This is a genomic window from Pectobacterium colocasium, from assembly GCF_020181655.1.
GTDB lineage: Bacteria > Pseudomonadota > Gammaproteobacteria > Enterobacterales > Enterobacteriaceae > Pectobacterium > Pectobacterium colocasium.
The window spans coordinates 1791397-1804860 of sequence record NZ_CP084032.1; the positions used below are offsets into that span (position 1 = coordinate 1791397).

The 13464-nt window shown below is 43.8% G+C and carries 14 protein-coding genes; 6 read left to right on the forward strand and 8 right to left on the reverse strand.

The window, feature by feature from the left end; all coding sequences use genetic code 11:
* Positions 1 to 12: 12 nt before the first annotated feature.
* From LCF41_RS08015 to LCF41_RS08045, 7 genes are all read right to left on the reverse strand, one after another.
* On the reverse strand, positions 13 to 1053 hold the full coding sequence (locus LCF41_RS08015) for a TrbL/VirB6 family protein (protein ID WP_225087594.1): 1041 nt from the start codon (positions 1051 to 1053) through the stop codon (positions 13 to 15).
* Between the two features lie 11 nt (positions 1054 to 1064).
* Positions 1065 to 1289: an EexN family lipoprotein gene (locus LCF41_RS08020; protein ID WP_225087595.1), complete on the reverse strand. Its 225-nt coding sequence runs from the start codon at positions 1287 to 1289 to the stop codon at positions 1065 to 1067.
* 10 nt (positions 1290 to 1299) lie between these two features.
* Positions 1300 to 2016 carry a TrbJ/VirB5 family protein gene (locus LCF41_RS08025; protein ID WP_225087596.1) on the reverse strand — a complete coding sequence of 239 codons (717 nt, stop codon included), beginning with the start codon at positions 2014 to 2016 and terminating at the stop codon, positions 1300 to 1302.
* A 23-nt stretch (positions 2017 to 2039) separates the two neighbouring features.
* Positions 2040 to 4787, reverse strand: coding sequence for a VirB4 family type IV secretion/conjugal transfer ATPase (locus tag LCF41_RS08030; RefSeq protein ID WP_225087597.1), 2748 nt, complete (start codon positions 4785 to 4787; stop codon positions 2040 to 2042).
* A gap of 9 nt (positions 4788 to 4796) precedes the next feature.
* A complete protein-coding gene (locus tag LCF41_RS08035; protein ID WP_225087598.1) occupies positions 4797 to 5078 on the reverse strand; it encodes a TrbC/VirB2 family protein in 282 nt (93 codons plus the stop codon).
* Entirely contained in the window at positions 5075 to 5740 is a 666-nt protein-coding gene (locus LCF41_RS08040) for a lytic transglycosylase domain-containing protein (protein WP_225087599.1), read from the reverse strand. The genes LCF41_RS08035 and LCF41_RS08040 overlap by 4 nt, the downstream gene beginning before the upstream one ends.
* A gap of 79 nt (positions 5741 to 5819) precedes the next feature.
* A complete protein-coding gene (locus tag LCF41_RS08045) occupies positions 5820 to 6041 on the reverse strand; it encodes a hypothetical protein (protein WP_225087600.1) in 222 nt (73 codons plus the stop codon).
* Positions 6042 to 6784: 743 nt separating this feature from the next.
* Between LCF41_RS08045 and LCF41_RS08050 the strand changes: the two genes are divergently transcribed.
* The 6 genes from LCF41_RS08050 to LCF41_RS08075 all read left to right on the forward strand — a co-directional run bounded on the left by LCF41_RS08050 (position 6785) and on the right by LCF41_RS08075 (position 11900).
* Positions 6785 to 7045, forward strand: coding sequence for a hypothetical protein (locus LCF41_RS08050; RefSeq protein WP_225087601.1), 261 nt, complete (start codon positions 6785 to 6787; stop codon positions 7043 to 7045).
* Positions 7024 to 8295, forward strand: coding sequence for a hypothetical protein (locus tag LCF41_RS08055; RefSeq protein WP_225087602.1), 1272 nt, complete (start codon positions 7024 to 7026; stop codon positions 8293 to 8295). Before LCF41_RS08050 ends, LCF41_RS08055 begins: the two co-directional genes overlap by 22 nt.
* Positions 8296 to 8887: 592 nt before the next feature.
* A complete protein-coding gene (locus LCF41_RS08060; protein ID WP_225087603.1) occupies positions 8888 to 9820 on the forward strand; it encodes a hypothetical protein in 933 nt (310 codons plus the stop codon).
* 746 nt (positions 9821 to 10566) lie between these two features.
* Positions 10567 to 10815 carry a hypothetical protein gene (locus LCF41_RS08065; RefSeq protein WP_225087604.1) on the forward strand — a complete coding sequence of 83 codons (249 nt, stop codon included), beginning with the start codon at positions 10567 to 10569 and terminating at the stop codon, positions 10813 to 10815.
* Positions 10816 to 10837: 22 nt separating this feature from the next.
* Positions 10838 to 11482 carry a hypothetical protein gene (locus LCF41_RS08070; RefSeq protein WP_225087605.1) on the forward strand — a complete coding sequence of 215 codons (645 nt, stop codon included), beginning with the start codon at positions 10838 to 10840 and terminating at the stop codon, positions 11480 to 11482.
* Positions 11483 to 11717: 235 nt separating this feature from the next.
* Positions 11718 to 11900, forward strand: a complete 183-nt coding sequence (locus LCF41_RS08075; protein ID WP_225087606.1) for a hypothetical protein — start codon at positions 11718 to 11720, stop codon at positions 11898 to 11900.
* Between the two features lie 219 nt (positions 11901 to 12119).
* On the opposite strand, the gene LCF41_RS08080 is transcribed toward LCF41_RS08075, so the two are convergent.
* On the reverse strand, positions 12120 to 13385 hold the full coding sequence (locus LCF41_RS08080) for a hypothetical protein (protein WP_225087607.1): 1266 nt from the start codon (positions 13383 to 13385) through the stop codon (positions 12120 to 12122).
* Positions 13386 to 13464 lie beyond the last annotated feature (79 nt).

A 13464-nucleotide genomic window follows, 5' to 3' on the forward strand; every position in this document is an offset into this window, starting at 1 on the left:
GTTAGAAGGGGATTAGCGGTTACGCTGTTGGTTGAAGCGCTTCATACTATCGATAGACGCCGCACGTTTTTGCCATGCGGATAGGGCTTTGTTGGTGCCTGCGGCGATAAGTGAACCTGTTGCAGTAGCGGCGTTGACGCCCGCTTTTGCCGCTAGCCGGGCACCCGCCGCCCCGGCTTTCATAGCGGGTTTCGCCGCGTCAGAAGACGGTTTTGTCAGCCCACGTAGACCGCCCATAGCGGCACCCTGTAGTGCGACCTGAACAGCGACGCCGCCTAATGCGTTCGCGATTTTTGCTGCAAACCAGATAATGACGCCAGAAATAATACCTGCAACGCAGCACTGAACACCCAGTGTGATGATATTGGCGCTATCTGCAAAATTAACCGCTTTATCTAATAGCCCATTAAGATAGTTGATGACAATCCTGATAGATAACGCGGAAAACATAATCGTCAGAATCACCGTGAAGATAATTTTCAGCCAGTTGTTAAACATCGGAATAAGGAATCCATACAGCAGGCAGAAAATAAATAACGGTGCGGTGGTGGTCATTAATACAATGATTATTCCGGCTAACAGGTTAACCGCCGAACCAAATAGCAAAGTGACGATTGCACCTCCCCAGACCAGAAGTTGGGCAATACCGCCGTTGAGCTTTACATAGGTGGAATCATCCTGTTGATAAAGCTTTTGTCCTATCGTTTGCGCTTTCGCCCAGACGGTATCCAGTAAGACCCAGACATTGTCATCCCCGCTGACGCCGTCAGTTAATCCGTTAATGGCAGAAATGGCTAAATCCAGCCAGCCATCGAGATTTAAAACGAATGTCATAATTAATAGCATTCGCCCGACATCCCATATGACATCTTCTACTGGTGTTTGAAGTTTTCCTGCCAGGGTTTGATAACCCCGATAAGTGACAAATAACGTGAAGGAGCTGACGGCGATAACGCTTACCATATCGCCGTACACGGAGGTTTGTCCCCGCAGTACGGCATGTAAACCGTCAGTGATCGTGTTGTTCATTCCAACAAACATACCACCTGACATAGATTACCCCTTTAATTCAAATCGGGAACCTTGGCATTTTCCTGACGGAGTTCAAATCGCGCTTCTCGCGCATTTTTGCAATCCAGGGAGTCATCACCAGATGATTCACACGCCTTATATCTCTGACTCATTTCATCCGGATGTTCTTTGTACCACTGCGTTGATTTCGGGTTGTCGCACCCCGCCAGAAATAATGAGCCTAAAATAATCGGAAAAATGCAAAGTGACGTTTTCATTCTTACCCTCTCAATGATTAAAGTCAGGAATCGGGGAGACGAGTTGTTGTTCATTGAATGCTTTTTGCCGCTGTTGAGTCAACATCACGGATCGCTGTTCAGCCTGCTTGACTGACATTTCCCATTGGCTGGTTAATGCGTTCAATTGTACGCTTTTGGCTGCCACCGCGTTAGCCAGGTCCTGTGACTCTTTCGAGTCTTTGGCGTTGGCAATGCGGTCAGATAAGTCTGATATGTCGTTTAATGTGCTATTAATCTTATTTTGGACCTCACTGGTATTCTCAATCGATACCGCCTGATTGAGGACAAGCTGTTTGCAACTTTCCAGATACCGTTGCGATGAACTGAACTGATTACAAATATCAAACGATTGATATTTGCTATATAGGCGCTGAAGGTCAGAAGAGTAATAACCGCTTGGGTTGGTCAGCAGGTCATCCAGTGAAATACCATTTTTACGCAGATGTTCGATATCGTTTTTCAGGCTTTTCGCCTCGCGGAGAAACCCCTGAATATCCCGTATGCCTGTTGCGGTCGCTAATTGCTGCTTATAGGCGTCAAGCTCGCTTTTATAGTGGGCGACTGTTTCCTGCCATTGCTGGAGTTTCTGTACCCATTGGTTAATCGACTCGGTATTACTGGCTGCATCAAACACCGGGATACCCGCGCTGAGTACGGGTGTGGAAACTAATAGCGATAACGCCAGAAAGACGTTTCTGGTTTGCATGGTGATAACCTCCGAGGTAAATATCAGATAGCCTGGTTAAGGAACGTTTCTTTCCAGTCGGTGGGTGACATACCTTCCTGATAAATGGCATCAAATATTTTCAGGTTGTCTTCACTGCCGCTTAGGATTTTGGTGATGTTCCCGAGGCCCGATAAATCCATTCTTGCCATGGCGACAAACGGGCGAGTTTCACCAGCACGCAGTGGTGTTTTCAGGACGACCATATAGTGCTCGCTCGGATCGAGGTTGCGGACAATGTCGTAAACGCTTTCCGGGACTTTCATTTTCTCCACGTAATCCGCATGGCTGGCTTTGGGATTGGCGAGAAAAATTTGGGTACTGCACTGCTCAATAATCGCCGGAGCGATGGGATGCCTGACGATTTCATCGGGCGACTGGGTAGCGGGGATAAAAACGCCGTTCAGTTTGCGGATCACCTTGAGCATATTGAGGGAGAATTTAGAAAACTCGACATCAGCCAGCCATTTCCAGAACTCATCCATAAACATCACCAGTCGGCGACCATCCAGCAGGCTGGTGACGCGGTATAGCAGGTAAAAGGTGATCGGCCCGCGTATGTCGTCATCATCCAGGAATTCCGTACCGTCGATACCAAAGTTATCAATATTGCTGATGTTGAATGTGTCCTCCTCGTTATCGAATACCCAGCCGAATTCACCGCCTTGCGCCCACTGTTTCAGGCGTATACGCAGACCGTTGGTTCGTGCCTCTTTGGTCGGTGGCTCTGGCAACACTTCCAGCAATCGGGTAATACCATAACGGCGATATTCCGGCGGGTAGTCCAGCATAATGGTATCCACCGCAGTGCTGATACGCTCTTCATCGCGGGGATCAAGTGGCTTACCGTCACGACGGCACAGCATCCGGATCAGCCGCTTGATAAAGCTGATGTTCCGTTGAGTGGGTGCAAGTGAAAACGGGTTGAATCCGGTAGGGATACCGGTTCGGATACGGAAGTAGCGACCGCCCATCTGGCGGATAGACATCTCCGCCGCTCTGTCTTTATCAAAGTAAACAGTGGTCAGCCGTTTGAGGGTGGAAGAGGCGGCAAATGTCGCCGGATTGCGGTACTTCTGCATCAACTGTTTCATCATCGTCATCAGCAGGGTCTTTCCTGAACCTGTTTTACCGATGATGGCGGTATTCCCCGGCGTTTTCTCATTGAAGTCATTCCGTCCTGCCTGACTGTCATGCAGGTTCAGATAATAACCGCCACCACCAGGTGATTTCAGGATGGCGATAGCCTCACCCCATGGATTGCCGTTTCTCTTGTGAGAATGAAAGTTATGCAGACTCCCCATATCCGCGTAATTCTGGCTACTGACCACCACCAGACGGGGTCGTAACGTATAGACGCCGGGAAGTTGAGCCAGATAGGCGGCTGGTAACGACAACGTAGATAGGGATGTCATGATGCCGAGATCGTTAAAAGGCTGGGCCAGCGCATTGGTCTCCTTGACTACCTGAGCGGCGCTGACGGACGAGACCAGCAGCGAGAAGTGATACTTGCCGCAAGACACATGCCCGGACTGGAGCAGGTCGCGTAAGACGATCAATTCCTCTCGCTGTGAAATAGCGTCATCGTCGGTTGAGTTCAGCCGTTTTTCTGCCAGTCGGATATGATTTTGTGCTTCATCCCGTGCCATACAGGTGAAAGACTGCGTCAACACATACTCGCTTTCGGCATACAACAGCGCATCCAGCAGGCCGGTATAGGTTTCCGGTGAATAGTCTTTAATTTCCAGACTGCGGAAGAAACGAGAACCGCCGACCGTCTGACATTCGGCGGTATCGGTGGTAAAGAACACATCCGGTGTGCTGAGTGCGTGATAAAACGGTGTGCGTGTCACCGCCACGTTCTGCCATTTGCCCATAATCAGCCGATGGTAGAAAGCGAGTTGCGAAGAGTAAACCCGACCTTTTTCCTCATAGAGGCCCAATGGTGTTGCCACGTAACGTGACAGGGCGGTGTTGATGGCTTCATGGTGCTCCAGCATCCCTTTCAGAGCATCATCCAGTGCTACTTTCCTTTTTCCGGCGGTCTGCGTCTTCATGATTTTTTTCTCCAGCGTGGAGAAAGGGGCATAACAGACGCTGAAAAACAGCCGATGTCGCCAGAGTGGTTTCTCTTTTAGTGGCTGGTAATAGCGTTTCGTGACTTCATCCGCAAAGGGAATGCCCGAACTGGCCTCAAAGCCATCCTGATATTTCTCTCGTATGCGGTGGATATAGAAGGTGATCGGTAGCCCTTCATACGAGCGGATCAGGTTGTTAAGGTGGCTTGCCAAAAATGTCAGATGATGTTCATCTTCACATTCAAAAACAGTACCGTCCAATTCCCAGGTAGCGACTAAATCACCGGCACGATTTCTTATGATGTGTGGGTGAATGTGGGAGGAGTAGGGAATGTATTTATCCAGCGTGATGCGCTCGTTTAATTTCATCTTATCGGTAAACTCCGAAACATCGACGGCGTCATAGTGGCTTGCCAGCATGGCACTAGCACCGAAATGGCGATCCGTGGCAAATCGCCCACGGGTTTTAAAGGCCAGCCACAGAAGTTCGAAATAATGAATATCCGTTCGAGCTTTTGCCTTCATTTCCAGCCAGGCTGGGATCAATAACGACGCAAGGTAATAGCTGATATAGACCGACAGCAGGACGATAGCCCCGCTGACGATCACGAACGGGACGAGAGGGATACCCATAATGGCGGCAGGGCGGGTCAGCGCTTTGTTCAGGGTGGTCATCGGTTCCTCCTATGATGCCCAATAGGCACCAAAGCCCGATGCACCGACAATCAGGATGGCTCCGATAATGACGTTGCGCATATCATGCAAACTTTTACCGTCAAACAGCACCTTGTAACCCACCCACATGGTTGCCAGCGTGATCGTGACGGCGGCCAGCCCGAGCAAGCCAGTGGAGGTGTTACTCAGCGTATCGTTGGCTTTATTAAATCCGCTCCCGGCTGCCAGTGTTTGGGTCGATATCAGCAGGGAAGAAAACGCAGACCAGTATTTACGTGTTTGCATCGTCATTTCTCCTCTTTAATTACAGGTAGGGATACATCGCCGCGAATGACGGCGTTGGGATAGTGCAAGGAGGTTAAAGCCGGTGTGGTTTTATCGGTAAGTTCACCGCGCAGGACGGTGGTCGGGTAATGAACATCTGATGTGGATTGGCTGGTGGTATTGTGCTTGAGAGCTGCTCGCGTAGACGGGACCACATAGCCAATACGCTGGATATAACTGGTTTGGTTAAAGGCGGATTCTGGCTGCTGACCCGTATCGAAATTGCCGGAATAGTAACAACTGAGTGCTCTTTTCAGCGTGCCGCCTCGCTGGTAGCAGTCGGTGAGGATGCGCTCAAAAACGAACAGATTAGTGCAGGGGTCTAACAAGTCATGGGCCGTCACGCCGTAATGCTGGAAGTTGGTACTGGTGATTTGCATCAGCCCGACCGAATAGCGGCGACCTTTTTCCTTTACCCGGTTGATGATGTTGACGGCAGCTTGCTTGCTGGTGGGCTGATGAGAAATGACGCCTATGCTATCGGGCGCTCTTTCTTCCTTTGGTACAATTTCAGCGACAGCGTAAGGATTAAAGCTGGATTCTGCTTTCGCCACATCAAACGCGGTCGATGGGTGAATAGTGGCGGCACACTGCATGGCCGCCGCCAGAAAGGCAGTGGGGGAAAGCATGGTTGCCTCGGTAAAAAGTCGAGCCACACGTAATCATCAGTCTGTCGGTGGCAGAGGAAAGGTACGTGAGGGGGACGGGTTAATCGTGCAGGGAGGCTTGCGGTATGTCGCTATCGTCCCTTGGTTCAAGGAGCACCAACTTACCGGAGACAGCAATACCGGGTGTCAGCACGATGTTCAATCCCGGTTTTCCGTTATGAGCGAACGCCACGCCGACCTTTGTCCAGTAGGTGTTTTTCTCTCTGCCGGCATCGGGTTGGCTTTCCTGCGTGACAAATACGTGATAGGTAGGTTTTCTCATGCTATTTCCTTCAATAAAAAGTCATGGTGAATAACTCAATCGATCACATTCCGATTCTGCATTCCGGTTTCAACGGGTCAGCGAGAACATTCAGCGGCACCCTGAATTGTGGTTGTGTGACAGCCCGACTCGTATTGTTAAAGAGCAATACCCGCCCCGGACGAATAAACGTCCATAAAGCTCGCCAGTAGAAAGTGACGCGATTAGAATGTGAGATCAGAGACAGGATGAGAATGCTAAAATCAAAAAGGAAGTGAGAGAGATAATACATAGCGTGGTAATTATTGCGATGGTAAGTTGGATTAGATTTGAACTGGTGCTTTATAGCCCATAGAAATACCTAACCTGACAGGCGGCTGTGTGCCAGGAGCGGACTCTGCTAACATAGAAAAATTTGAATGCAGTGAGACACTGTAGCAAGATAAGAGTATTCATTGAAGTCTGGATAATCTTGATAAAATTGTAAGAAGTACATATAGACTGAGTATGATGTATTCCGAACAACATTCAGCATGCTACTTATCCTGCCAACATAAGCCCGGAGTTGCTCAGAAACTTTCTCCTATCGCCTGTTCAGTGGTAGTGCTTTAGGACTCTTTACTCCAGGTTGAGTTATCATCTCTAACAGAATAAATTAGCATTATGACTTTTGATATAAAAAATTTCAAAAAAAATCTAATTGATATAATGGTAAATAATTTTTATTTTGAGAAGTGTTTTTTATAAAAAAAATGGAGATTAATATGAGAGCCATCATCAGAAGTGTGCAAGAAGTTTCAGATGATATTAAGCTAACCATTGAGGGGAGAGGGGGGCTTTATGATGAGAGCATCATAACTGAAGGATTTTACAGTAACTTATTTGACAATATCATAAAACACTTTTCACATCTAACAAAACTGACAATGGAACGCTTTTATAGTGAGTCTGATAGAGTTCTTAGATATGGAATAATCAATAGTGGAAAAATTGGTGGATTTGCTTGCGTTGGAAAAAAAACATAGATTTCATTGGAATTAACTTTGGTACCATATCAATGGTATCAGCAATTTTCACCAGAATGATGAGCAATCCTAATATTCTTCCACGAATTGGATTCTCTAATCTCGAAGAAAACACTGAGAAAACAATTTATATACCAAGTGAAGAAGATTTTAACATCTTCTCACCTTGTCAACCCACCTGCCGAATTAGAAGATTATTTTCAATGCATCTTATTATGACTGGATTGGATTTTATTTTCGGACATGAAATTACGCATATCACTAATGGTCATTTTGGCATAATTAATAAAATAAAATCTTCGGCTCAAAACGTAAAGCGTCCACAATTATCAATATTAGAAAAACAAGCGCTTGAGCGTGATGCTGATTATGGTGCAATAGGATGGACATTGATTTTCACTGAGTTGGTGAGAGGGTGGCGTTCAGAGCTAAAAGTTGAAAATAATGAACCTTTGGGCATTTCATGGAGAGCGTTTTATCAAAATGAAAATGAGACAATGAAATACTGTTTCATGACTAGTTATATTACGCTAAGAATGCATGCCCCCAGCTACTGGGATCCCAACGATCAGTTACAGGTACCCCAACCTTTACCTCCATATAGAATGGCATTACTAATGCATTCTTATTGCCTAGCTCTTTCTGATTTTGACGAAGCACAGTTTGAACTATCAAGGTCTAAAGTATATGAGTGGTGCATTGAATCCGAACAAGCCTTTGCTGACCTCTTGGACGATTCCGGTAAGGGGGAGCTGAATATTGATGCAATTACACATTTCTTTAAATTGGGTGGGGATTATAACAATAAAGTTGATGATGCTTATAATAAACTTGCCGAAGAACTAGCAGATTATGTGATGCCTGAAGTACTACCCAAAAAAACCAGCGATTATATAGTGATGAAAGGATTAAGAAAGAACATTATTTTTATCCTTGAGGGGCAAATTGCTGAAGAGAACCCGAATCAAATTAACATGCTTTGCTTCATTAAAAATGAATATAAAATTTCAGCCATGCCATTCCCCATATGGTTCCGCCCTGAGTTTGATGGCGATTTTCTTGATACAGCATTGACATCTGATGGAGCAAATTATGCTGTCAGTACAGAAAGCCTTACATTATCCGATTTAGAGAAAGTTGAACTTAGCTCGATCCAGAACTGCAATCCATTGTTAAATTTTATCCTTGAAAATAGTAACTGCTTGAAGCTAAAGAGAGAAATAATTCAACTTCAGGGGACATATAAATGACATTCAGTAATTATAGGGGCATATATCACAGATTACTATACCAATACTGCTCTCCAATTAGAAACGATGTTAGATTAAAAAAATGCAACTCAATCATAAGCGGATTTAGGTATGCCTTGTGACTATAGCTATCAGATCAATTACATGTTTTTTAAACTTTAATTTTTTATTATTGGGGGAATAATTCTTATGTGGATCTTACCTTGACCAAGACTTAATCTCACTGTGAAGTATTGTCTTTTGTTGTCCGTTATTAACTGTGAGTTCAACGGGGGGATGCAACATTAACTTTATAATCTTAATATTTCCAAGGCCGCGAAATTGGTATGCTAGCCAAATATTTTGCAACATTTCACTAGCGTTGAAAAATGTTTCTGATAGAGGCGTGGCAATGTTTATAAAGTACCCACTTTTTTATCTCTAATTAGTGATATTGATAAGTATGTATCTCAAAGTTTTCAAAAAAATATTAAACATGTTTAATGCCTTTTTTTTATTTGTGCGTTATATGCAATAATATGATTATGTTTGTGCTTTAGTAACTAACCTTTTTAAATACACATTTTCTTTTTTTGTAAAACATGAGGAAACTATGTTTTTTGATATAAATGAAATGAAGCCGCAACTAGACGAACTAGTGTCTTTCCTTAAAAGTTCGGATGTCATCCCAGAAACCGGTTCAGGTTTGGAAGATGATTATTTAGAAGCCATGGACTATTTTGAAAAGTACAACCAAACACCACAACCGGCTCTATCTGAAAAGGGACGGATTGCATTTATGGGATTGCATGAACTTTATCGATGGATTTGGTCTGTCAAAGATTGTGAAGAATTTTATAAACTTATTCCTCATTTAAAACTTTTAGTTGAAGCTGTTCCTAAAATTAATAGAAAAGCTAATTTTTTGAGTAACGTTACAGGTAAGCAAGACGACAAAACCAATAAATTCATTGAGCTGATTTTTGGTTTATTTGCGGTGTCAGCAGGAAAAAATGTTACCTTGGATGATCTCGTTCATTCCTCTGATGGTACGAACCCTGATGTAATATTCGATTTTAATGGTACAGTCACATCTATCGCTTGCAAGACATTAAACAGTAACAATCCCAAGACGGTGGTTGATAATATCAGGTCTGCTGCAAAACAGATTAATCGTGCACAATGTAATACTGGTTATATTTTATTAAATGCAATGAATATTGCTGAACATGCTAAGATAGAAGGAAATGTGTATGACGATTACCCTCAAGCCATTAATATTATTAACCATGATATCTACCAAATAATAAATAAGATTAAAGTTGAATTAAAAGATGAGATTGAGGAAATATTTAACAATTATCCTAAGGCACTCCCTCTGATAATCATCGTATTACACTCCTCAACAAGGATCAAAAGCCCCCTTGGAAATATAGCTGTGTCGTTAAAGATAACATTGATTGATAACATTTCAAACGCTGATTACATTCAGCCTGATAATTACAACCTGCCTAACGCATTTAATGATTTTCTCCATAACAAATAATGTATTTTTACTAATTATGCTCTAATCTAATTAGGGCATAAAAATATCGATTATGAATTTATTTTTTAATTTAGATAACTGTGCATATTATTCATTATTTCCCCCAATCTTCACTGTTTGGATATGGGTTTATTTTCTTTCTAATTCGCTGAATAACTAGTTACTGAAGAAACCTATGAAGCTATTTATGATAAACTTCCGCTCCTCGCTCATAACTGCCATTCACATCAGTTATGGCTTAAAAAGCAGACATGAGGTTTGGGAACCAGCAATAGTGAAAGAAATAGGACCTATTGGTGCGTGGCGAACAAAATACATAGGGCAGGAACAAAAAAGCCCGCAAAAGTGAGTTTTCATATCACCAGGGATCCAAGGCTGCTTTGCGTATCCCTTTGGGTCTCCTCACAGTCTGGTCGATGTTCTGATGAGACTGTTAAATTCCTGTTATTGCTAGTGGTGCCCTATCACTGTCCAATCATGATTGGCGGAGCTGGATTGAAGCGACACCAAATACTAACTATCTGATTTTTTTATGAATGTAATGGAAGTCAATGCCACAGCACTATGTGGCAAAGGTTAGCCCTGCTTCACGACTCAAAGCACTGTTTATAGAAACAGTGCTTCTATGATCTGAATCACAATTAGTCTTTGCAATGACGTTGTTATTAATGTTTTTCTTCACTACTATATATGGGTGTAATTGTTCTTATGCTGTCAATATATTGTATTCCTCTCGGAGGTATTCTATGTCTATCAACAAAAAACAATCCTCACCTAAGCTCGCCTCTCAAGCAGCGAAAGCTCTACAAAATGAAAATTCCTCTGAAATTAAGAAGAAGCTTGCTGCCTCCGTGGTTGCCCAAGCTCGTACAGGTAAGCAAACTGGTGCTGAGTTGGAGACGATAGCTTCCGATGTTATGCAAAGTTCAAAGTACAGCGAGGAAACCAAAAGCTATGCAGCGTCACTGTTATCGCAGTCGAATAAATCTCGTTAAGTTCAGCTAAAGGAATTGATCAGTGGCAAGGACTGAAGAGCAGCGAGCTCAGGCAACAGCAATTTTCGCAACTTACAAAGCAGAAGTTGATAAGCGTGAGCTCTCTAATACTGACAACTATGATAAGAACATTCTGACGTTATCATCTGCTGGCCTTGCCATCTCATTAACTGTCTTTAAAGATATAGCCCCTCAAGGTCAAACAGCACATATTTGGCTGCTTTACTCCGCATGGGTATTATTTGGATGTGCAATATTAGCAACTATATTTAGTTTCTTGATTAGTAATGCAGCACTGAGGGCTGAGCTAGAAATTGCTCATAAATATTACATCGAAGAAGATGAAAGTGTTTATGGAACAGTAAGCCTGATATCAAAGGTTTTGAGTTGGGTGAACAGATTCTCAGGTATTTTTTTTGTTCTAGCTATAATCTCGGTCATCACATTTGGTGTGATCAACTTTGATAGAAGAGCAGAGGTTAGCAAAAGCGATATGGTAAAAAAAACGCAGCAAATTAATAACGATGGGTTGCCACCGCCAGTGATGCAAAAAGTACCTATCGATAAAGGTGCTACGGTTCAATTCATGCAACCAGTAACACCAACGAATCAGCCAGATACACCTGCGATTGACTCACAGCCATCTGCAGGTTCCCCCAAAGAATAAGTTAAGGATAGGAGATAGCTTGAACGATAAGTCTAAGACAATACAGTCAGTTTCAGCCATCACGGAGGGAGCCCCTATTCCCTCCATGCAGCGCGTATTTATAGGAAATGGTGCAAATGTTCCTCAGATGCAGGCGATCCCTACCGCACCCGCTCCTCAGCAATCCTCTGGAGGGTCTAATCAGCAACCTTCTACAACTTCGTCCAATAGCCGTGAATAAATAAGGAGCCTAGTAATGAGTTCAAATAATTACAAAGCAGTTCGTATTGGAGATGGTGCTATATCACCTATGATGGTTAAAGTATCAAACTCTAGCATTGAGAAACATGGCGCAACGATGCCGAAAATGCAGCCAGTTCCCAGTCAATCATCAGGTACTGCACCCTCAGCCACTAAAACAACGAATAATAAACAGTAGACAAACCATCGATATGGGCCTTTACGCTGAAGTAAAGGCTTGTCATTACACATATACCTGACCTGCTCCCTATGACTCAGGACACCTTGATGTAAGTATGCATTCCGAACTTCCGCTTTTCGCTGTGAGTTCAATCCGACTTGATCGGCGGCTTCGTGCCAAGAAGCGGACCTCTACGATATCATGAAGTCAGTTTAGCAACTGGAGCAGGTCAACTAATTAATGGTTCCCATGAGAATTCCAGTTGATTATACAAAGAGGTCCTGGGTCTCCTTCATCTAATATAACCAATGTACTGACTAAAACATTGGCGCGTGCACGGGGGCCAAGCCGTTCTTCCCGCCTCCATCCATCAATTTCTAATACATCAATGATGCGAGATGCGTCTATAAGGCATTTGATTTTATATTCGATTTCATCTTTACCGTAGGCTTCAATCAATTCGTTAAATTTAGCTACTGCCGCATCAAATCCTCTTGGTGGGGCTAAATCTGCAAGCACGAAGAGTAACTTCACTTCAGGAAAAGGAATGTAACGTAATAGTTCACGTGTGGGCATCTCTGGCCCCCATTTTATCAGACCGATGCTCATTAGCTCTTCAATAATATCTGTATCCACAAAGTCTTCGTACAAAATCGTACTTCCCGTATGCTGTGTCAGATACCAATGAGCAGCCTCCTGAGAGACCTGATTCATAACATCCGCAAGCTGATCGCGACGGTTCAATGAACCTCTGAGACCGAACTCTTCAGCGATAAACTCCCTGGGAAGCCATGGCTCCTCGGCTTCTTCAATATATCTGTCTAAAAGTGGCCAGCGGATACCGCATCGGATTGCTTCAAGGATAGCAGGCCAGCGAGAGGAAAAACCTGGCTCATAAAGAAATGCAGAAAGTTGGTTTTTAAAGAAGGGAATTCCTTCCTGATAGCGAGCAAAAAGCTCAATTTCATGACCAACCAGGTTTATATGGAATGGCGTCAGCGAGGGCTCTGGGGGCGTAGGTAAGACGATATTCTTCCTAAAACAATGCGCTTCATGAAGTGGCGTTTTAAGGCCGTGAAATTTTATCTGAGGGGGCCAGTCATCAGGCCAGGGATTGCGACGTAAAACTTGCGGGTAAGCTTTTAACAAGTTCGCCATTTCAGGCGAAGAAGCATGGGCTTTAGCGGAAAGAATTCTCTTTTTTACTTGTTCCAGAGCTTTCAAAGCTTCTGCATATTTCGCAAGGCGGCCATCTATTTCGTCTTTATAGCGCGCTAATTTATTACACTCATTTTGTATCCGCGTCTGAATCGGGTACGACTGTATATCCCATCCTGAATATTCTTCAGCCGCGATAGTGGCTGTATCATTAAACCAGCGCTCAACTATACGCTCCTGAGGAAGGATACTGGCTAACCTGTGCTCGACAGCTTCACGTGCTGTTATTGCCCGGTCATATGCAAGGCTCAAAGCAATAGCCAATGGATCTTTTGATTTTGACATGAAACTTTCTCGTTCCGTAACGGACTGATTTGCTCCTCGTGGATTAGTGTACTCTAATTTTACTCATATTTTCATTATG

Bases quoted from the DNA above. Each gene is read 5' to 3' on its own strand.
- LCF41_RS08040 (WP_225087599.1), bottom strand. From the start codon at position 5,740: ATGCTTTCCCCCACTGCCTTTCTGGCGGCGGCCATGCAGTGTGCCGCC.
- LCF41_RS08080 (WP_225087607.1), bottom strand. From the start codon at position 13,385: ATGTCAAAATCAAAAGATCCATTGGCTATTGCTTTGAGCCTTGCATAT.
- LCF41_RS08050 (WP_225087601.1), top strand. From the start codon at position 6,785: ATGAGAGCCATCATCAGAAGTGTGCAAGAAGTTTCAGATGATATTAAG.
- LCF41_RS08020 (WP_225087595.1), bottom strand. From the start codon at position 1,289: ATGAAAACGTCACTTTGCATTTTTCCGATTATTTTAGGCTCATTATTT.
- LCF41_RS08060 (WP_225087603.1), top strand. From the start codon at position 8,888: ATGTTTTTTGATATAAATGAAATGAAGCCGCAACTAGACGAACTAGTG.
- LCF41_RS08025 (WP_225087596.1), bottom strand. From the start codon at position 2,016: ATGCAAACCAGAAACGTCTTTCTGGCGTTATCGCTATTAGTTTCCACA.
- LCF41_RS08030 (WP_225087597.1), bottom strand. From the start codon at position 4,787: ATGACCACCCTGAACAAAGCGCTGACCCGCCCTGCCGCCATTATGGGT.
- LCF41_RS08075 (WP_225087606.1), top strand. From the start codon at position 11,718: ATGAGTTCAAATAATTACAAAGCAGTTCGTATTGGAGATGGTGCTATA.
- LCF41_RS08045 (WP_225087600.1), bottom strand. From the start codon at position 6,041: ATGAGAAAACCTACCTATCACGTATTTGTCACGCAGGAAAGCCAACCC.
- LCF41_RS08015 (WP_225087594.1), bottom strand. From the start codon at position 1,053: ATGTCAGGTGGTATGTTTGTTGGAATGAACAACACGATCACTGACGGT.
- LCF41_RS08035 (WP_225087598.1), bottom strand. From the start codon at position 5,078: ATGACGATGCAAACACGTAAATACTGGTCTGCGTTTTCTTCCCTGCTG.
- LCF41_RS08065 (WP_225087604.1), top strand. From the start codon at position 10,567: ATGTCTATCAACAAAAAACAATCCTCACCTAAGCTCGCCTCTCAAGCA.